The 18,502-nt window shown below is 62.4% G+C and carries 16 protein-coding genes; 11 read left to right on the top strand and 5 right to left on the bottom strand.

Features of this window, described 5'->3' with window-relative positions; all coding sequences use genetic code 11:
- Positions 1-67: 67 nt before the first annotated feature.
- Positions 68-1,435, top strand: a complete 1,368-nt coding sequence (locus ACQKI2_RS04480; protein WP_427378509.1) for a DEAD/DEAH box helicase — start codon at positions 68-70, stop codon at positions 1,433-1,435.
- Positions 1,436-1,529: 94 nt separating this feature from the next.
- On the opposite strand, the gene ACQKI2_RS04475 is transcribed toward ACQKI2_RS04480, so the two are convergent.
- Positions 1,530-2,639 carry a VOC family protein gene (locus ACQKI2_RS04475; protein WP_427378508.1) on the bottom strand — a complete coding sequence of 370 codons (1,110 nt, stop codon included), beginning with the start codon at positions 2,637-2,639 and terminating at the stop codon, positions 1,530-1,532.
- A gap of 5 nt (positions 2,640-2,644) precedes the next feature.
- A complete protein-coding gene (locus ACQKI2_RS04470; protein WP_427378507.1) occupies positions 2,645-4,828 on the bottom strand; it encodes a TonB-dependent receptor in 2,184 nt (727 codons plus the stop codon).
- Between the two features lie 327 nt (positions 4,829-5,155).
- Here ACQKI2_RS04470 and ACQKI2_RS04465 point away from each other — a divergent pair, with 327 nt between their 5' ends.
- From ACQKI2_RS04465 to ACQKI2_RS04445, 5 genes are read left to right on the top strand one after another with little or no spacing between them, the layout of a single operon-like run.
- Positions 5,156-5,827: an isochorismatase family protein gene (locus ACQKI2_RS04465; protein ID WP_035594749.1), complete on the top strand. Its 672-nt coding sequence runs from the start codon at positions 5,156-5,158 to the stop codon at positions 5,825-5,827.
- A complete protein-coding gene (locus tag ACQKI2_RS04460) occupies positions 5,824-6,771 on the top strand; it encodes a polysaccharide deacetylase family protein (protein ID WP_427378506.1) in 948 nt (315 codons plus the stop codon). The genes ACQKI2_RS04465 and ACQKI2_RS04460 overlap by 4 nt, the downstream gene beginning before the upstream one ends.
- Positions 6,755-7,666 carry a polysaccharide deacetylase family protein gene (locus ACQKI2_RS04455; protein ID WP_427378505.1) on the top strand — a complete coding sequence of 304 codons (912 nt, stop codon included), beginning with the start codon at positions 6,755-6,757 and terminating at the stop codon, positions 7,664-7,666. Before ACQKI2_RS04460 ends, ACQKI2_RS04455 begins: the two co-directional genes overlap by 17 nt.
- On the top strand, positions 7,663-8,793 hold the full coding sequence (locus tag ACQKI2_RS04450; RefSeq protein ID WP_427378504.1) for a nitrilase-related carbon-nitrogen hydrolase: 1,131 nt from the start codon (positions 7,663-7,665) through the stop codon (positions 8,791-8,793). The genes ACQKI2_RS04455 and ACQKI2_RS04450 overlap by 4 nt, the downstream gene beginning before the upstream one ends.
- Positions 8,790-9,212: a YciI family protein gene (locus tag ACQKI2_RS04445; RefSeq protein WP_427378503.1), complete on the top strand. Its 423-nt coding sequence runs from the start codon at positions 8,790-8,792 to the stop codon at positions 9,210-9,212. Before ACQKI2_RS04450 ends, ACQKI2_RS04445 begins: the two co-directional genes overlap by 4 nt.
- Before the next feature lie 302 nt (positions 9,213-9,514).
- On the opposite strand, the gene ACQKI2_RS04440 is transcribed toward ACQKI2_RS04445, so the two are convergent.
- Complete coding sequence (locus ACQKI2_RS04440; protein ID WP_427378502.1) at positions 9,515-10,348, bottom strand: DUF1838 family protein; 834 nt, start codon at positions 10,346-10,348, stop codon at positions 9,515-9,517.
- A 162-nt stretch (positions 10,349-10,510) separates the two neighbouring features.
- On the opposite strand from ACQKI2_RS04440, the gene ACQKI2_RS04435 reads away from it, so the two are divergent.
- From ACQKI2_RS04435 to ACQKI2_RS04415, 5 genes are all read left to right on the top strand, one after another.
- Positions 10,511-11,308, top strand: a complete 798-nt coding sequence (locus tag ACQKI2_RS04435) for a GntR family transcriptional regulator (RefSeq protein WP_427378501.1) — start codon at positions 10,511-10,513, stop codon at positions 11,306-11,308.
- Between the two features lie 62 nt (positions 11,309-11,370).
- The gene (locus ACQKI2_RS04430; RefSeq protein WP_427378500.1) at positions 11,371-12,027 is read left to right on the top strand and encodes a hypothetical protein; all 657 of its coding nucleotides are present in this window, start codon (positions 11,371-11,373) and stop codon (positions 12,025-12,027) included.
- An 18-nt stretch (positions 12,028-12,045) separates the two neighbouring features.
- Positions 12,046-13,626, top strand: a complete 1,581-nt coding sequence (locus ACQKI2_RS04425) for an FAD-binding oxidoreductase (protein WP_427378499.1) — start codon at positions 12,046-12,048, stop codon at positions 13,624-13,626.
- Entirely contained in the window at positions 13,623-15,050 is a 1,428-nt protein-coding gene (locus tag ACQKI2_RS04420; RefSeq protein ID WP_427378498.1) for an aldehyde dehydrogenase family protein, read from the top strand. Before ACQKI2_RS04425 ends, ACQKI2_RS04420 begins: the two co-directional genes overlap by 4 nt.
- On the top strand, positions 15,047-15,829 hold the full coding sequence (locus ACQKI2_RS04415) for an enoyl-CoA hydratase/isomerase family protein (RefSeq protein ID WP_427378497.1): 783 nt from the start codon (positions 15,047-15,049) through the stop codon (positions 15,827-15,829). Before ACQKI2_RS04420 ends, ACQKI2_RS04415 begins: the two co-directional genes overlap by 4 nt.
- Here the strand turns inward: ACQKI2_RS04415 and ACQKI2_RS04410 are convergent.
- Both ACQKI2_RS04410 and ACQKI2_RS04405 read right to left on the bottom strand, forming a co-directional pair.
- A complete protein-coding gene (locus tag ACQKI2_RS04410) occupies positions 15,820-17,106 on the bottom strand; it encodes an amidase (protein WP_427378496.1) in 1,287 nt (428 codons plus the stop codon). The genes ACQKI2_RS04415 and ACQKI2_RS04410 overlap by 10 nt on opposite strands.
- Positions 17,103-18,500 carry a phenylacetate--CoA ligase family protein gene (locus ACQKI2_RS04405; RefSeq protein ID WP_427378495.1) on the bottom strand — a complete coding sequence of 466 codons (1,398 nt, stop codon included), beginning with the start codon at positions 18,498-18,500 and terminating at the stop codon, positions 17,103-17,105. Before ACQKI2_RS04405 ends, ACQKI2_RS04410 begins: the two co-directional genes overlap by 4 nt.
- Between the last annotated feature and the right edge of the window lie 2 nt (positions 18,501-18,502).

The following is an 18,502-nucleotide window of genomic DNA, read 5'->3' as shown; positions in this document are numbered from 1 at the left end:
GCCGTTAATTGCCCCCCACGCTGGCTGCCACCTGTGCAGTTCCGGCGGCTTTCTGACGAAAGACTTCATGTCCGATTTCCAATCTCTCGGCCTTACCGGCCGGATCCTCACGGCGCTGACCAAAGCTGGCTATACCGCGCCGACCCCCATTCAAGCCCAATCCATCCCGCTCGTCATTCAGGGCCGCGACATTGTTGGCCTTGCCCAGACCGGCACCGGCAAGACGCTGGCCTTCGCCGCGCCGATCCTTGACCGCCTCAGCCGCAATGCCGGCCCGGCGCCCGTGCGGGGCACGCGCGTTCTTGTGCTGGCCCCCACCCGCGAGCTAGCTGGCCAGATCGCCAAATCCTTCGAGACCTATGGCGCGGGGTTGAACCTCCGTATCGTGATGGTCTGCGGCGGCGCCAAGATCGGCGGCCAGATCCGCCAGCTGGAGCGCGGCGCGCATGTGCTGGTGGCCACCCCTGGCCGCCTGATCGACCTGATGGAACAGCGCGCTGTATCGCTCGACAAGGTGGAAACCCTTATCCTCGACGAAGCGGACCAGATGCTGGACCTTGGCTTCATCCACGCCCTGCGCGCCATTGCCAAGAACGTGCCTTCCAAACGTCAGACGCTGTTCTTCTCGGCCACCATGCCGAAAGCCGTCGAATCTCTGGCCGCGACCTTCCTGCGCAATCCGGCAGAGGTTTCCGTCACCCCGCCGGCCACGACCGCCGGCCGTATCGAGCAGCAGATCTGTTTCGTCGAGCAGGCTGAAAAGCTCTCCCTGCTGGTCGAAAAGATCCGTGATCCGGCACTGCGCTCGGCAATCGTCTTTACCCGCACCAAGCATGGCGCAGACGGCGTGGTGAAACGCCTGGCCAAGGCCGACATCGACGCCGTGGCCATTCACGGCAACAAAAGCCAGGCCCAGCGCCAGAAAGCGCTGGACGCCTTCAAGGCCGGGCGCGTGCCAATCCTGGTTGCGACCGACATTGCGGCCCGCGGCATTCACGTCGATGGCCTCACCCATGTGATCAACTATGACCTGCCGGATGTACCCGAACAGTTCGTGCACCGCATCGGCCGCACGGCCCGCGCCGGCAATTCCGGTGTGGCCATTTCTTTCTGTTCGAAGGATGAGCGCCCAACGCTGCGGGCCATCGAGAAGCTGACCGGTCTGCGCCTTGCCCCGAAAGGCGAAGTGCTGCCGGATGAGCCGATCCGCCGCCCCGGCAAGCCGCAGGGCAACCGCAATGGCAACGGCAATGGTGGCCGCAACGGCGGCCGCCAGGGCGGTCCGCAGGGTGAGCGTAAGGCAAACCCGCACGGCGGCAAACCCCACCGCAAGGGCGGCCATGGAGGCGCACAGCAGACCTCCGGCCAGCAAGCGCAACGCTCCAGTAACGGATCAGCGCGCTCGCGCCGTTTCAAAGAACGCACCGACGCCTGATCTGGCCGACGCCATCAGACACAGTGCTGAAATAAAGACAGCCCCGGCAGCGATGCCGGGGCTGTTTCAGTTAAGGGAGTCATTTTTTGGAGGGTTATTCGTTGGCGGGCAGAAGCGGTCCCTGAAACTCGATCCAGGCGCCCTCGGGCGAGCGGATCGAGACGACCTGAACATCACCGAAGGGGCCGCGCGTCATTCCGGTTGCCGCCGTTTCGATGGGCCAGCCCCTGCCCGCGATGGCAGCCTGCGCGGCGCCGGCATCCGGCACGGGATAGGTTACAGACAACCAGCCGAGATTTGGCGCATGGCACCGGGGCGCATGATCAAACCCCTCCAGGCCATCAATCTCGATATATTCCATCCGGCCAAACTCGCCCTGCACCGGCTCGAATATTCCAGCGGCATAGGGCACGGTGGTCGTAAGATTGCGAGGAATGCCAAGCGGCATGTCCGTCGGCTGAGCATCGACATGGGGCGGGCCGTACCAGTAGCGGCCAAAGCCCAGAACATCCTCCATCAGAAGGCGGGCCGCTTCACGGTCCCTCGTCATCTGCATGATGTTGAAGGGCTGGCTGATCCTGTCGAAGGAACCGAACGCTTCCGGCAATGGCGGTGACAGCCGCTCATAGGCCTGCACCTGCAAACCATCCGGCCCCTGAAAGACGACGACTTTCAGAACCGAGCCGCCAAAGTCCAGATTCGCAACGGGCGTCTGCGTCCACCATCCCATGGCGACGGCGTCGTCATAAATGCTGTCCAGCCCATCTGCGCGTACCATGAGCGACCAGAAGCAACCGGTGTCCCAGGCGCGGGCGCCCGGACGGGTGGGTTCCTTGCGGCCAGCATCGTCAAACCGCACCAGCCTTACCCAGCCATGCTGCGCGCCAGGCGCGGCAAGGATCACGCCCGCTGCCGAGGCGCCTTCCGGCAGATTGAGCGCCGCAATCTCGCGCGGGTCGAGCGCGCCTTCCCACAAGGTTTCGTAGCCGCCGATCTCGCGAAAGAAACGCGCCGTGCGGTCAATATCCGTCACGCTGGCGGTCGCCATCAGCCAGGGAGCATCCGTTACCGGACTGGGCCGTTCCGCCGCCTGCAGGGTGGCACCCTTGTCAGCCTGCGCGGGCACCGGCGCTGGGCTGGCGCAAGAAGCAAACAGCCCCAGCGAGATCGCTGGGGCTGCCAGTTTTCCGAGGAACCGGAACATTCAGATCAGAACTTCCAGCCGAGATCGATACCGTAGGTAAGCGGCTCGGATGCATAGGCGGAGTAGGAGCCTGCCGTGGTGGCACGGTAGTATTTCTCGTCGCCGAGATTTTTGCCCCAGAGGGCAACAGACCAGCCTTGAGCCGACTCGTACTTCACGCGGGCGTTCACCAGGGTCGGGATTTCGCTCAGGGCATGCGCCGGATTGTTCGCCACGAGGCTCCAGGAATCATCCTCGAAGGCGACATCGCCCGAGAAGATGAGTTCCCCGCTGTAGAACGGCATCGTGTAGAGCGCGCCAAGCGTTGCCTTGTATTCCGGCGCGTTCTTCAGTTCGAGCCCAAGAGCGCAGGCTATGATCTGGGCATTGTCGGACGCCACCGTGCCAGCCGGGCAACCTGCGCCGTTGTTTGTGAGGCCGCGTGCCTGATCACCGGTCATGTCGGTGTATTCCGCGCTGAGCAGGCCGAGGTTGCCGTTCAGCTGGAAGCTGTCGGTAACCTGCCACACACCTTCAACTTCAAGACCCATGATCTCCGTCTCATCGACGTTAAAGCGGGTGAAACCAATGCCCGGAACGGTCGCGCCGATCTGCAGGCCTTCATACTTGTTGAAGAAGGCAGCCGTGTTGAGGCGGACCTTGTTGTCGAAGAGGTCAGTTTTCAGGCCAGCCTCGAACGAGTCGAGGGTCTCTTCGTCAACGCGCAGGAACACTGCCGTTGAGCTGAACGCATCCGGAGACCAGCCGCCGGATTTGAAGCCGGTGGAGTATTTGGCATAGCCCAGCACCGAGTCGTTGAAGCGATAGTCAGCGCCGATGGTGTAGCTGACATTGTCGAAGTCCGCGCTGTCGGTGCGGTTGAAGCCCAGCGTCCGGTTGATGCCGTAGAAATCCTTCGTTTCCGTCGTGAAACGCACGCCGCCCGTCAGGCTGAGCGCGTCGGTCAGCGCGTAGGTTCCCTGGCCAAACAGGGCGAAAGATTCCGTTTCAGCCTCGATCGAATTAGGGAAGACGAAGATCGAGTCGAGGGTCAGGTCTTCATTGAAATAGAAGCCACCAACCAGCCAGTCGAGCTTGTCGCCGGATTTGCCGAGGGTGAACTCCTGACTGACCTGAGACTGATCTGTCTCCTGACTGTAGGGTGATCCGATGCGCGTAACCAGTTCGTCTTCCAGTTCGCGGTAGGCGGTGATCGAGGTGAAGTCGAGACCAGCGATATCGCCCTTCACGGTTGCCGAGAGACCTGCGGATTTCGAGCGCTGATCGTAACCCACGAAGCAGCCAAGCGCCGTCGAGGTCGAGGTGCAGGTCACCCCAGGCAGCGGCTCGATGGTGAACAGGTCCCCGTCGGCATCAAATCCGGGCGCTGCAGAATCCGGGATCGGGTCCGAACGGTCGATGGTCTGGTCAGCCGCCACGAGCAGCGACCATTCCGGCGAAAACTCCGTGTAGAAGCTGCCGCGAACCGCCATGATGTGGGTGCGCCCCACTCCATCCCGGCGCTGATCGGCGAGCGCGCCATTCGGAATCACGTCATGGAAACCATCGCGCTCCCGCAGAAGACCCGTCAGACGGAAAGCGGAATTTTCACCAACCTGAAGGTTCGCAGTGCCGCGCACATCAAAGCGGCCATTGTTGCCGACGGTGGTGCGCACGTCTCCGGAATTTTCGAACTGCGGCTTCACCGATGTCAGTTTCACAGCGCCGCCGACGGTGTTGCGGCCATAGAGCGTGCCCTGGGGACCGCGCAGCACCTCGATGCTGGAAAGATCGACTACATCGAACAGCGAGCCCACCGAGCGGCCGACATATACGCCGTCGACATACACGCCGACTGCCTGGTCAACCGCGCCGCGGCTCTCGTCTTCGCCCACGCCGCGCAGGAAGATACGCGCAGCGTTGGCGGTGCCGGTGTTTGTGGCCATGTTGATGTTGGGCACAACGGATTGAAGGTCGAGGAGATCGCCGATCTGTTTGTCCTCGAGCATTGCCGAATCGAGCGCCGTGACGGCGATAGGCACATCTTGCAGGTTTTCTTCAACCCGCTGCGCGGTGACAGTGATGGCGCCGAGGCGGCGTGTGTCGGCATCAGCCGAGTCTGCTTCCTGTGCCACTGCCGGCAGCAGGCTGGCCCCCGAGAGCAGAACCGCAAGGCTCGCGCTCACCGAAAGTGAAGATCTGAAACGCATAGGGGTCCTCCCGAGCTAAAGGCAGAGCCAACCTCCACCTCCGCAAATGATATATCTTTTAAGGCGCTCTGATTACAATATGTCCGGTCAAAGTCAATTTCCTTCATGACAGAAATTGCACGGTCTTGAGGCGCGTGTGCCCATTCCTGAAGCGCTTTGCGTCCAGCGAGTGTCAGGGCAGGTTTAAAAATCTCCGCGCGCATGCCAGCCTCCCACAGGAAAATCCGGTCTGGCGCTCGACGCAAAGAAAAGGATATATCATTTGAAGATCACCCATTTTCCCAACGAGGATCCTTGTCCATGAGCGGCTACCCCACCGAACCCACCATGATCCGGTCCGACAAGACCGCCCGCGAGATCTTCGAGGAAACGCTGGCAAATCCGGCGCGTGCAAAATTCGGCTTCGGCGAAAAAATTGCCATCGTGAACGTTGACCCGCAGAAGGCCTACACCCGGCCGGACCTCTTCCCGAAAACGGCCTACATCACCGACCCCAACCAGGTGACCTATATAAATGACATTTCAAGCGCCGCGCGGGCCAAGGGTCTGCCGGTCGTGTGGACGCATGTTGCCTATATGGAAAACGCCGCCGATGCCGGCGTCTGGGGCACACGGACGAACACGCCCGATTCGCTGCAGAACATCAAATACGGGTCCGACCGCCATGCCTTTGACGACCGGTTGACCATCGATGAGAAGGTCGATGCCGTATACACCAAGCGCATGCCGAGCGCCTTCTTCGAAACGCCGCTGCAGAGCTTCCTCACCTGGCACAAGGTAGACACGGTCATCGTGACGGGCGGCTCCACATCCGGCTGCATCCGCGCCACGGCCGTGGACGCGCTCAGCCGGGGCTACCGCGCCATTGTTCCCATCGAATGCGTGGCCGACAAGCATGAAAGCTATCATTTCGCAAACCTCACCGACCTGCTCATAAAATATGCCGATGTGGTTCCCGTGGCTGAGGTGAAAGCCTGGATCGAAGGATACAAGGGATGACGCATTCCGATCCCAATCTCTATGATTTCTGGCCCTATGAGGGCAGGCCGCAGATCCGGTGGCCGGGAGGGAAGAAACTGGCCTTCTGGATCGCGCCGAACATAGAGTATTACGAGTTCGATCCGCCGGCGAATCCTTCGCGGGCACCCTGGCCCCGTCCGAACCCGGACATTATCGGATACTCCCAGCGCGACTGGGGAAACCGGATCGGCCATTGGCGTCTGATGGACCTGTTGGACAAATATGGCATGCGCGGCTCGATCTCGCTGTCGATCGGGCTCATCGACCATCACCCGGAAATAATTGAAGCCTGTGTTGCACGGAACTGGGAGTTCTTCAGCCACGGCATCTATAATACCCGCTATTCCTACGGCATGGACGAGGCTCAGGAGCGCGCGGTTCTGGAAGATTCGATCCGCTCTGTGGAGAAGGCCACCGGCCAGCGCATCCGAGGCTATCTCGCCCCGGCCCTCACCCATACTGAACGCACGCTGGACCTGATCGCCGGACACGATTTCTGGTATTCCTGTGATCTTTTCCAGGACGATCAGCCTCAGCCGCTGAAGACGAAAACCGGCAAGCTCGTCTCGATGCCCTATTCTCTGGAAGTGAATGACGTAATCACCTATTCCGTACAGGGATGGAGCCCACAGCGCTACACCGATCTGCTGAAACGGCATTTCGATCAACTGCTGAAAGAGGGGGAACAGTCCGGCACGGTGATGTGCATTCCGCTGCATGCCTATCTGGTCGGCCAGCCCCACCGCATCCGCATCTTCGAGGAAGCCCTCAAACACATCGCGACTCATTCCAGCGATGTGTGGATCACCACCGGCGCCGAAATCGCCGACCATTTCCGCACCCATTACTGGGACCAGAGTATTGCCGACATCGCCGCGCGCGGCGCCGCCACAGGAGGAACCGGCTTTGCCCCTGCCCGCTGAGTTTCTTGAATATCCCCACCGCGCCTATGGCATGGATCAGGACCGGTATGACTGGCAGCCCGCCGACCGGCGCGCGCCGCTGCATCTCAAATCCGGCGCAAAGGCGATGGCTTTCATCACCATCCCGCTGGAATTCTTTCCACTGGACCCGCCGGCCAAGCCCTTCAAGCATCCGGGCGCGATGGTTACGCCCTATCCGGACCTGCGCCATTACACGACGCGCGACTATGGCAACCGTGTCGGCGTCTACCGTCTGCTGAGAGAACTCGGCGCGGCCGGTGTGAAAGCCACCTTCGCTGTCAACGCCGCCGTGGCGGAGCGCTATGCACCGCTGATCGAGGCCATCCACGCTGCGGGCCACGAGATTGCCGCACACGGCGTATCGACCGCGCATATCCATCATGCGGGCCTCAGCGAAGATGAAGAACGCACGCTGGTGGCGCAGACACGCGCCGTCTTGCCCGAAGCCATCACCTGGATGAGCCCCGCGCGCAACCAGTCCTTCCGCACGCCAGACCTTGTCCGCGAAGCTGGCTTTACTGTCTGCCTTGACTGGGAAAGCGACCAGCGCCCGCTGGACATGCGCACCGCTCACGGCCCGCTGACCTGCCTGCCCAATCATTATGAGCTGTCGGACTTTCTCATGCTGTCTACCCGCTCCCAAAGCGAGGAGGAATGGGCTGATCAGATCCTCGAAGCGGCCGCCCAAACCTTGGCAGAGCATGACGCGCGCGGGGCGCAATGTTTCGGCTTCACGCTGACGCCCTACATCACCGGCCTGCCCTTCCGGATTGAAGCGGTCGCCCGTGTACTGACGGGACTGGCTGCCATGGAAGGGCTGGAGATCGCAACGGCTGCCGGGGTTTCTGCCGCATTTGCCGAGGCCAGCTCATGACGCGCCGCGGCCTGCTGATGGGCGCTGCCGCCACGTCGCTCCTGCCGTTCGCCGGCGGATCAAATGCCAATGCCGGGGAGGCTAAATCCATGCGCTATACCGCGCTCGCGCTGCAAACCGTCTGCGAGGCCGTCAATCAGGACAAGACGCCCGAAGCGTCTCACACCCGGATGAAGGGCGCGATTGCCCGCGTCACCGGCCAGATCATGGCCTCGAAGAACTTCCTCAAGGGCTTCAATGGCTATGATCTGAAACTCGTCGTGCTGCCGGAATACTGGATGACCGGTTTTCCGATGGGCGAAACGCGCGAAAGCTGGCAGGCGAAGGCGGCCATCCCCATGGACGGGGCCTTTCCCGATGCGCTCGCAAAAATGGCGCAGACAGCCGGCGTCTATCTGTGCTCGAACCATTATGAGACAGACCCAAACTTTCCCGAGCTCTATTTCCAGTCCAACGTCATCTATGGGCCAACCGGCGAAACGCTGCTGCGCTATCGCCGCATGATCTCGCTCTATTCGCCTTCCCCCTATGATGTCTGGGAGAAGTATCTGGATATCTACGGCGCCGACGCTGTGTTCCCTGTGGTCGAAACCGAGATCGGCGCGCTGGCCACCATTGCGAGCGAGGAAATCCTCTACCCCGAAATCGCCCGCATGAGCGCGTTCAAGGGCGCCGAAATCCTGCTGCACCCGACCTCGGAAGTCGGCAGCCCCGGCCTCACGCCCAAGCATATCGCCAAAAAGGCGCGCGCCATCGAGAACATCGCCTATGTCGTCTCGGCCAACTCCGCCAGCATCACCGGCACGCCGGTTCCCGCTGCCTCCACCGATGGCATGTCCATCGTGCTCGACTGGTATGGCCGCACCCTGGCCGAAGCCGGCACGGGCGAGACGATGAACGCCAACGCCGTGCTTGATCTCACCGCCCTGCGTGAAACGCGCCGCAAAACGGGGATGACCAACACGCTCTCCCGCCTGCCGCTGGCCGCCTTCGCCCCGGCCTATGCCGGAAACGAGATGGCCCCGGCCAATCGCACGCCGGATGGCAAGATGGTCCAGCGCGCCGACGCGCTTGCCCAGCAGCAGGCCGTGATTGACCGTCTCGTCTCCGCCGGTGTCCTGAAATGACCGGAACAGCGCCCCCTTTCGTCAAGAAACCCGAAGGCACCTGCTATCTCGTCATCTGCCGCGATGGCCCCGGCGCCGCCACGCTGCGCGCGCAGCATCTCGACGGTCACCTCGAACATGTAGAGCTACACTGGACCCGCTACATCACCGCCGGCCCTTTCCGGGAGCCGGGCGGAGAAACCTTCGTCGGCTCTCTCTTCCTGGTGATGGGCACCACGCTCGACGAGGTGAAATCGCTGATGGATGGCGATCCCTACATTCGCTGCGGCATGTATGCCTCAGTCGAGTACAAGGAGTTCACCAACTCCATCGGCCAGTTCATCGGCGGCAAGATATGGGAAAGCCGCGAGGCCATCCGCCACCGCGCCGCTGGCGGCCCGCCGCACGACATATCGAAAGGTTATAAAATTTCAACCTAAAAAGAGGGAATACTTTACTGCCAATGTTTATTGGTTGCCCAGTAGAGGATTAGATCAATGGCCCAATACGCAAGGCGAACATGTTATCATTGTGCGATAATGCTTCCCCAACCAAGCATGAGAATAGTCCATATAACTCCTATGAGCGTGACAGGAAAAGCGCTTCGCGGCCGCTCCAAATGGGTTTGCTCATCCTGTTTTAGCCTCCATCATCTTCTTTCCCCCGCTCAGAATGGTTTTTCCGCTTGGGATCGAAAGTTTATGGATCACTAAATCAGGTTTGATTGCTCACTTCTTCGGAGCTACTGGCCCCAACCCGGCCCGCCTTCCCCCTTCTGCAGCCTGCGGACTTCCTCAAGGCTTTCCGGCGGTGCCAGCCACAAAGGCTTCTCCGCCTTTGCCCATTCCAGAAGTTCCGGCGGAAACTCCTCCACCGAATCCACGCGCCAGCTCAGCAGATGGTAGATGCCTTTGCCGCCCCCGGCCCAGGGCGGCAGATCACCCAGGCGCTGCCAGCTCATCTGGTGGGGCTCGCTGACGCTGCCTTCGGGATGAATGAAGAAGTCGTAGTTCTCCCAGGCTTCATACTGCCCGCCGCTGGGCAGCGGAAAATTCAGGAACAGCGGCGCCGTGAATGCCCAACTATCGCCGACCTTGCGCGCGATGATCCCGTCCTTCGACTCGATCTTCTGCACGCGCGGCTCCACGCCCTGCTCCACATCGGCAAAGATCAGCCCGTCTTTCATCCGGTAACGGATCACCTGATAGGGATAGGCAATCGGCACCACCTTCTGCCCGTTGAACTCTGTCAGGAACTCTCCCGTCACCGGGTCTGTATAGGTGAAGGTCTTGCGCGTCAGGTGGATCACCTCGCCCTCGCCTCCCTCCGGCCAGATCACGCGCGAGCTGTCAAAGCCCGTCATGCCGAGGATCTTCTCGCCCGAGGGATAGGCATAGACCGCTCCCTGCGACACCCAGTGGACCGGCGCGCCATCGCCTGCCCGCGCCGCGATCCAGAGGCGGAAGATGTCGTCCTCTGCTGACGTCTCGGCTACGCTCTCCGCTTTCGGCGGCTCACCCGCCGAAGCACAGGCCACCAGAAAAAGCATGGCGCCGGAAACCAGATATCGAAACATGAACACCCCCAAATGATATATCTTTTGCAAGGCTAGCGGAAATGTACCGCCATGCAACTCAAACCTTTTGATTCCCCCGAAAACCCTATGGTGCATTGCAAACAGGGAACGCTCAGCCGATAAGTGGAACAAATCATTCAACTTGTAACGGATACTCGCTCCATGGCGGCCGACTCGACCCTCAGCCTGACTGCCGATCTCATCGACGAGACGGCCGGCCCCCCGCTCTACCAGCAGATTTATGACCTCCTGCGCGCCAAGATCGTCAGCGGAGAGCTTGGTCTCAACACCCGCCTGCCCGCCGAGCAGGAGCTGACTGAGATGCTTGGTGTCTCCCGCATCACGGTGAAGCGCGCGCTCAACGAACTGGCGGTCGCTGGCTTTGTCCGCCGCCAGCGCGGCATCGGCACGGTCATCACCTTCGACGCCGCCGCCCCGACTGTGAAGGGCAGCTTCGAAAACCTCATCGACGGCCTGACGCGCATGGGCGTTGAAACGCAGGTCCAGCTGCTGGACTGCACCATGGCAGCGGCCAGCCCCGCCATCTGTGACGCGCTGGAATTGCCCCATGGCTCATCCGTGCAGCGCATCGTGCGCCTGCGCCGCCTGGGCGGTGAGCCCTTCTCCTACCTCATCACATACATTCCCGAAGATGTGGCCGAGGGCTATTCGGAGGACGAACTGGCCACCGAATCCCTCATCAAGCTGCTGGAAAAGGCCGGCCATGCCCCGGTCGAGGCCGAGCAGACAATCATGGCCGAGGCTGCCGAAGCCGCAGTTGCGGCAAATCTGGGCGTAGCGCCCGGCTCGCCACTGCTGCGCATCCACCGCGTCATGCGCGACAAGAACGGCCGACCGGTTCAGGATATCACGGCCCACTACCGCGCAGACCGTTTCCAGTACCACATGCGCCTCACCCGTAACACAGCGCGCCAGAAAGACTGGAAAACAGACAGCTGAGCTTGCGTCCGGCGAAACTTCGCGCGATTAAAAGATATATCTTTTGATCTCCGGATACGCCGATGACCGAAATTGCGATCTTCACGCTGCTCCACCTTCTGGTGTTTGTTTACTGGCTGGGCGGCGATCTCGGCGCCTTCTACACCAGCCGCTTCCTCATCAAGCCGGGCATCAGCGCCGACCGGCGCATGCTTGCCGCCAAAGTGGTCAATGATGTCGATATGGCGCCGCGCACGGCGCTCATTCTCGCCTTTCCCACCGGGCTGACGCTTGCCCATGTCAAAGGCTGGATCAGCCTGCCCCTGCCGCTGCTGGTCATTGTCTGGCTCGCCGCGCTCGGCTGGCTGGCCCTTGCCTGGGCCATCCATATGAAACATGGCGCCGCCCCGGCGCTCTGGCGCCAGGCGGACCTTGCCATCCGCTGGGCACTGATCACCGGCCTTGTCGCCGCTGCGCTGTGGAACATGGCCGGCGAGGGCAGCCTGCCCCTCTTCCTGTCGCTGAAGCTGCTGGCGCTCGCGGGCTGCACAGGCTTCGGCCTCTTCATCCGCTCGGTGCTGAAGCCACTCGGTCCGGCCCTGATGGGGCTTTCCGGCCCGGACGCGCCGGCTGCGGAAGCCAGCCTCGCCGCAACCTTGAACCGCGCACGCCCGCTCGTCACCGGCATCTGGGCGCTGCTTGTCATCGCCGCCCTGCTCGCCCTCTTCAAACCCGTCTGACCCTCCCGGAGAACCGCCATGGATACCGCCACCGTCCCGCAGACCATCGCCGCCGTCCTGAAACAGATCCTGGGCGCGTCGGGCTACAGCGAGGATCTCGCCGCCCGCGAACTGTTCAGCCAGGACATCTGGGCCAAGGGCGTCACCGCCGATTTCATCGCCACCCCGGACACCGTTGAACAGCTTCAGCAGACGGTTGCCGCCTGCCACCAGCACAATATTGCGCTCAACCCGCGCGGCGGCGGCATGTCCTACACCAGCAGCACAACGCCGGATCGTCAGGGCGTCGGCATTCTGGATCTCTCCCGTCTCGACAAGATCGTGGAGATCAACAAGGACGACATGTATGTCACCGCGCAGGCAGGCGTTACCTGGAAACAGCTCTATGACGCGCTGAAGCCGCTGGGCCTGCGCACGCCTTTCTGGGGGCCGCTCTCGGGCCTGAACTCCACCATTGGCGGCGGCCTTTCCCAGGGCAATGCAATCTTCGGTGCCGGCATCTATGGCACCACGGCTGACAGCGTAACCGGCCTGCTGGTGGTTCTGGCGGATGGAACGCCCGTGCGCACCGGCACCGGCGCCACGAAGGTCGGCAAGCCCTTCTGGCGCTATTACGGCCCGGACCTGACCGGGCTTTTCTGTGGCGATTCCGGCGCGCTCGGCTTCAAGGCCGAAATCACTTTCCGCCTCATTCCGTGGCCGGAGCATGAAGAGTGGGCAACCTTCGAATTTGCCACCCGCGATGCCTGCGCTGAAGCTATGGCCGCTGTCGCGCGGCAGAACCTCGCCTGCGAAGTTTTCGGCTTTGACCCTGCCCTCACTCGCGTACGCCTGAAACGCGCCTCGCTCGCCGCAGACACGAAGACGCTCGCCAATGTGGTGAAGGCACAAGGCAATCTGCTTAAAGGCCTTCAGGAAGGCGCCAAGATCGCAATGGCCGGGCGCAACTTCATGGAGGCCGATAGCTGGAGCCTGCATTTCGTTGTTGAAGGCCGCTCCAAGGCCGGCGTCGCAGATGATATGAAGCGCCTGAAGGCGGCCTGCGCGGCGGTGGGCGGAAAAGAATCTGAAAACTCGATTCCGAAAATCGTCCGCGCAAACCCCTTCACGCCGCCAAACACCATCCTGGGCGCCGAAGGCGAACGCTGGGTGCCGGTACACGGAGTTGTATCTCTTTCTGACGGGCCGAAAGTCTGGAAGGCTCTGGAAGACTATTTCGCCTCGCTTTCCGCCGAGTTCGAAAAGTACGAAATCCAGACCGGCTTCCTCATCAGCTCCCTGGGCACAACGGCCTATCTGATCGAGCCGGTTTTCATGTGGCCCGAAGAACTGCTCGCCATTCATGAAGACACTGTCGATCCTGCCCATCTCAGGAAGCTCAAACGCTTTCCGGCAAACCCGGCGGCAACCGCCGCTGTGGCCAGGGCGCGCCGCGGCGTGGTGGACCTCTTCGATTCCTATGGCGCCGCCCATTTCCAGATTGGCCGCTGCTATCCGTATTCGGAAGTTCTCAGCGACGCCTCGCTGAACCTGCTCAAAGCTGTTAAGGCGGTGGTTGATCCCAAAGGCAATGTAAACCCTGGAGCCCTTGGCCTGTGACCTCTCGCACACTCCCCGTCCGCAACCCCCGCACCGGCGCGCAGGATTATGAAATCTCCGCTGCCGGCACGGCGGAAATCGCCGCCACGGCCGCGCGCCTGCGGACGGCGCAGAAGGCATGGGCCGCCCTCCCGCTCGCCGATCGGGGCGCCGCGCTGCTGCGTCTTGCCGGCGCGCTGGTAAAGCACCGCGCCGCCATCACGGCCGCCCTTGAGATCGACACCGGCCGCCGCCGGATCGCGGGCATGGAGCTTGACGGCGCCGTCGCCGCGCTGCGCGGCTGGGTTGCCCAGGCGCCCCACCTCTTGCCCGAAGGCTGGACGCAAGGCCGCGCCATGCCCCACATTCGCCACGCGCCGCAATTCATTCCGTATGCGCTCACGGGCGTCATCTCGCCCTGGAACTTCCCGCTTACCCTCTCGATGATCGACACCATCCCGGCCCTGCTCGCAGGCTCGGCTGTCATCATCAAGCCTTCGGAGGTCACCCCCCGCTTTGAAGCCCCGATGATGGCGGCCATCGTGGACGCAGGCCTGGAAGATGTCCTCACCTTCGTCACCGGCGATGGCGCGACCGGCGCTGCGCTGATCGAGGCCGTGGATGTGATCTGCTTCACCGGCTCGGTTGCCACTGGCCGCAAGGTTGCCGCTGCGGCGGCCGCAAAGATGATCCCCGCTTTCCTGGAACTTGGCGGCAAGGACCCCCTCATCGTCACCGCCAGCGCGGATATTGAAAAAGCAACAGACGCGGCCCTGCGCGGCTCCGTCCTTTCCACTGGCCAGGCCTGCCAGTCCATCGAACGCATATACGTCGCCAAAGATATCCACGACGTGTTCCTGAAACGCCTCACCGAAAAAGCCGCCGCCGTCCGCCTCAACTGGCCAGACATCACCAACGGCGACCTCGGCCCCATCATCTTTGACAAACAGGCCGCCATCCTCGCAGACCAGATTGAGGACGCAAAATCCAAAGGTGCCCGCATCCTCACCGGCGGCGAGATCGAAACCCATGGCGGCGGCCTGTGGCTGCGCCCCACCGTCCTTACAAATGTCAGCCAGCAGATGAAGGTGATGACCGAAGAAACCTTCGGCCCTCTCCTGCCGGTCATCCCCTACACGGCAACAGAAGACGCCATCGCGGCGGCCAACAACAGCGAATACGGCCTCTCCGCCGCCGTCTTTGCCGGCACGCTGGAGGAAGCCGAAGCCATCGCGGTGCAAATCGAAGCGGGCGCCATCAGCCTCAACGACGCTGCCCTGACCGGCCTATTCCACGAAGCGGAGAAGCATTCCTTCAAGCTCTCCGGCCTCGGCGGCAGCCGCATGGGCCCTGCCGGTTTTCAGCGCTTCTTGCGGCGCAAGGCGCTGATCGCTAACACCGGCGCGCCTGCCCCGCTTTCCGCCTTCGCTGAGGATGCCCAATGACCCTTCCGATCCGCCTCGACATTGCCGCCCCGCTTGCCGAAATCGTGCTCAACAAGCCTGAGCGCCGCAATGCCCTGTCGGTCGATATGTGGGCCGCCATCCCCGGCCTGGTGGCTGAGGCGAATGCGACCCCGGATGTGAAGCTGATCCTCCTGCACGGCGGCACAGCCGGCGCTTTCGCCGCCGGCGCAGACATCTCCGAATTCGAGACCATCTACGCGACCGGGGAAGCCGCCAAAGCCTCCGGTCAGCGCATTGCGGACGCGCTCGACGCCATCGAGAACAGCGAAAAGCCGGTGATCGCCGCCATTGAAGGCGCCTGCGTCGGCGGCGGTGTCAGCCTCGCCATGGCCGCAGATCTGCGCGTGGCGGGCGCGGGCGCAAAGTTCGGCGTCACGCCCGGCAAGCTCGGTCTGGTCTATCCCGCCGGCGACACGCGCCGCCTTCTCTCCGCAGTCGGCCCCGGCGCCACGAAAGACATTCTCTTTACCGGCCGCATCTTCGCCGCCGAGGAAGCAAAAGCCCTTGGCCTGATCGATCGCCTGGTGGAGACCGGCACTGCCCTCGAAGCAGCCCGCACCTGGGCCGGCGAGATCGCCGCCATCTCGCAATGGTCGGTCCGCGCCACCAAGCGCATGATCCGTGGTCTGCAGAATGGCTGGACGGAGGAAACTCCGGAAGCGGAAAGCCTGTTCCTGAACGGCTTCTCGAACGAGGACTTCAAGGAAGGCTACAAAGCCTTCCTCGAGAAACGCCCCGCCAGGTTCACCTATCGCTGAAGCGCCAGCGGCACGGGCGGGGCCCCAAACAAACGCTCCAACGTCTCGGCCACGTCCAGCACGCGGGCCTCGGCGCCCTTCGGCCCGATCACCTGTAATGACAGCGGCAGCCCCTGCGCGCTGAGCCCTGTGAACACGGCCGCTGCGGGCAAGCCCGCAAAGTTTGCCCATGCGGTAAAGTCCGCCTGATTCTCCGGCACGGGCGCGCCGAAGGGAAACGCGGTCTGCGGCGCCACTGGCGCGATCACTAGATCCTGCGCGGCAAACACCGCGCCTGCGGCGGCCTCAACGCTGCGGATATGCTCATACGCCGCTTCAATCTCCGCCTCAGGCCGCGCTGCGCCCCATGCCATCAGTTTACGGAAAATTTTCGAAAACCCTTCCGGATCATCTGCGAGCTTTGCCGCGTGAATTTCGCTCGCTTCCACTTCGGAGATCAGCAGCCCTGCGCGGCGGGATTTGCCATATTCATAGCCGGGCGGCTCAATCCTGCTCAGCACAGCGCCGGCCGCTGCGATCCTTTCGGCCGCCGCCGCGAATGCCGCCGCCACGCCCGGGTCCATGCCGTCGCGGCCCTCCCCGTCCCAGATGGCGGCGCGCAGGCCGTTCAGCGCGCCCCGCCCAGTGGGAAATTTCTGCCCCGTCATCACGCCCAGCGCGGCCCGAAGGCTCGCCACATCCCGCGCATGCGGGCCAACGGTGTCGAGCGTATGCGAGAGCGCCAGCACGCCTTCGCTCGGAACAAGCCCGGCGCCGGGCTTGATGCCTTGCGCCCCGCAATAGGCCGAAGGAATGCGCACAGACCCCATCGTATCAGAACCAAGCGCCACATCGCACAGCGCTGCGGATACCGCCGCGCCCGATCCGCCAGACGATCCACCCGGCGTGTAGCCTTCCTTCCACGGATTTTGTGTCCGCCCGAAGGCTTCATTGTCTGTGGTCGCCCCAAGAGCGCCCTCATGCATGTTCACGATACCGAGGATCACCGCCCCGCCGGCCCGCAGGCGGCGGATGACTTCGGCATCCTCCGGCGCGATCATATCCCGGTAAGCTCCGATGCCGGCATGATGGGGCAAGCCCTTCACGGCAATGTTTGCTTTCACCGCGAAACACCAGCCATCAAGCGGCGACAGGGGCTTTCCGGCCTCATGGCGGGCCTGCGCAGCGCGGGCTTCTGTCTCCGCCTCGCCGAGGCGAAGGTGAAGATAGGCATGGATCGCGCCGTCATGCCGGGCAATCCGCCCGGCATAATACTCGAACCGCTCGATCGGCGTCATTTGAATCGCTCGTCGATCAGGCGGATCGGCTTCTGGCGAACTTCCGTCTGCGTCAGCGATGCCAGTGTTCCCGGCGCGCTGAGTTCCACGCCGACATCAATGCCGATCTTCTGTTTCAGAAGTGCCCGGAAACGCTCGGCAACCGCTTCGCCCGCGTCACCGCTGACTTCCGCCGCCACGATGAACTCGTCCCGGCCGCTTTCGTCGCGCTTTGCCTTGCAGATGAACTCGCCGGCAAATGCCTTGTCCTCTTCGAGGATAGGCCCCATCGCCTGCGGGAAAATGTTGATGCCGCGGATCTTCACCATATTGTCGGAGCGGCCTAGGAAGCCCTCAATCCGCTGGAAGTTGATCCCCAGGCTCGACTGACCCATGCGCAGGCGCGTCACGTCATGCGTATTGAAGCGGATAATCGGATAGATATCGTCCTTGAACAGACAGGTGCAGATCATGTCGCCTTCGGCGCCCTCGGCCACAGGTTTTCCCGTGTCGATATCGCCGATCTCGAGGAACTGCGCGTCCTCCATCACATAGAGACCGTCTCGGTCGGGACCTTCCCCGGCAATGCAACCGGTGTCGCCCACGCCATACCAGTCAAAACACGCCGCGCCGCCCCATGCCTGCGACAGCGTATCCTTGTCCTCCCGGCCCAGGTGGCCGGAAATCATGCGGATCTTGAGATCCTTCACCGGATCAATGCCTTGCTCGGCGGCCACGCGCGCGAGTTTCTTGATATAATCGGCAAAGCCCACGATTACCGTCGCGCCGAAATCCTTCATCAGCTGCACCTGCTTGACAGAAGGCGTTTCCACGCCCGTGCCAGCGGAAAGGAAAAGTGAACTCGTCCAGTGCGTCACCGCCTCGCGGACATAGTGACCACCATTGATCATGCCATGTCCGTAAACGGAGTGGACCACATCATCTGGACGCAGCCCCTGGAAACGGTAAAGACGGCCCAGCAGGAGGTTCTGCACTTCGCGCGACTTTGCACCGAACAGCAGCACCTGCGGCGTGCCCGTCGTGCCGGAGGTCGTGTGCATGATCGTTGGCGGGCGCTCGCCCAGCCCATAGGCTTCAAACCCGGCAAAATCACCCAGCGGAGGATTGCGCGCAATCGACTCCATGATGTCGCTCTTGTCGAAACTTGGAAGGGCCGGCAGCGTCTCGAGGCCCTTGATATCGCCCGGCTGGATGCCGGCCTTGCCCCAATGATGCTGGTAGAATTTCGTCTTCCAGGCCCGATCCACCAGACGCTTGAACAGTGTTTCCTGATGCGCGCGGATTTCGTCGCGGCTCTTCTTGGCGAAGGCGATGAATGCGTCGCCGGTGGGATGCTCTTCCTGCATCTTCGCCCAGTCGACCGCATTGAAGTAAGTATTGTGTCCATCCGTCATCG

It is taken from the genome of Hyphomonas sp. NPDC076881 (assembly GCF_050269995.1).
GTDB lineage: Bacteria > Pseudomonadota > Alphaproteobacteria > Caulobacterales > Hyphomonadaceae > Hyphomonas.
Note: the sequence above shows the minus strand (reverse complement) of the source record. Positions and strands in the feature narration are given on the sequence as shown.

Coding starts and splice junctions, on each gene's coding strand:
- ACQKI2_RS04480 (WP_427378509.1), top strand. CDS start 68: ATGTCCGATTTCCAATCTCTCGGCCTTACCGGCCGGATCCTCACGGCG.
- ACQKI2_RS04460 (WP_427378506.1), top strand. CDS start 5,824: ATGACGCATTCCGATCCCAATCTCTATGATTTCTGGCCCTATGAGGGC.
- ACQKI2_RS04435 (WP_427378501.1), top strand. CDS start 10,511: ATGGCGGCCGACTCGACCCTCAGCCTGACTGCCGATCTCATCGACGAG.
- ACQKI2_RS04415 (WP_427378497.1), top strand. CDS start 15,047: ATGACCCTTCCGATCCGCCTCGACATTGCCGCCCCGCTTGCCGAAATC.
- ACQKI2_RS04440 (WP_427378502.1), bottom strand. CDS start 10,348: ATGTTTCGATATCTGGTTTCCGGCGCCATGCTTTTTCTGGTGGCCTGT.
- ACQKI2_RS04470 (WP_427378507.1), bottom strand. CDS start 4,828: ATGCGTTTCAGATCTTCACTTTCGGTGAGCGCGAGCCTTGCGGTTCTG.
- ACQKI2_RS04450 (WP_427378504.1), top strand. CDS start 7,663: ATGACGCGCCGCGGCCTGCTGATGGGCGCTGCCGCCACGTCGCTCCTG.
- ACQKI2_RS04405 (WP_427378495.1), bottom strand. CDS start 18,500: ATGACGGATGGACACAATACTTACTTCAATGCGGTCGACTGGGCGAAG.
- ACQKI2_RS04445 (WP_427378503.1), top strand. CDS start 8,790: ATGACCGGAACAGCGCCCCCTTTCGTCAAGAAACCCGAAGGCACCTGC.
- ACQKI2_RS04425 (WP_427378499.1), top strand. CDS start 12,046: ATGGATACCGCCACCGTCCCGCAGACCATCGCCGCCGTCCTGAAACAG.
- ACQKI2_RS04410 (WP_427378496.1), bottom strand. CDS start 17,106: ATGACGCCGATCGAGCGGTTCGAGTATTATGCCGGGCGGATTGCCCGG.
- ACQKI2_RS04465 (WP_035594749.1), top strand. CDS start 5,156: ATGATCCGGTCCGACAAGACCGCCCGCGAGATCTTCGAGGAAACGCTG.
- ACQKI2_RS04430 (WP_427378500.1), top strand. CDS start 11,371: ATGACCGAAATTGCGATCTTCACGCTGCTCCACCTTCTGGTGTTTGTT.
- ACQKI2_RS04475 (WP_427378508.1), bottom strand. CDS start 2,639: ATGTTCCGGTTCCTCGGAAAACTGGCAGCCCCAGCGATCTCGCTGGGG.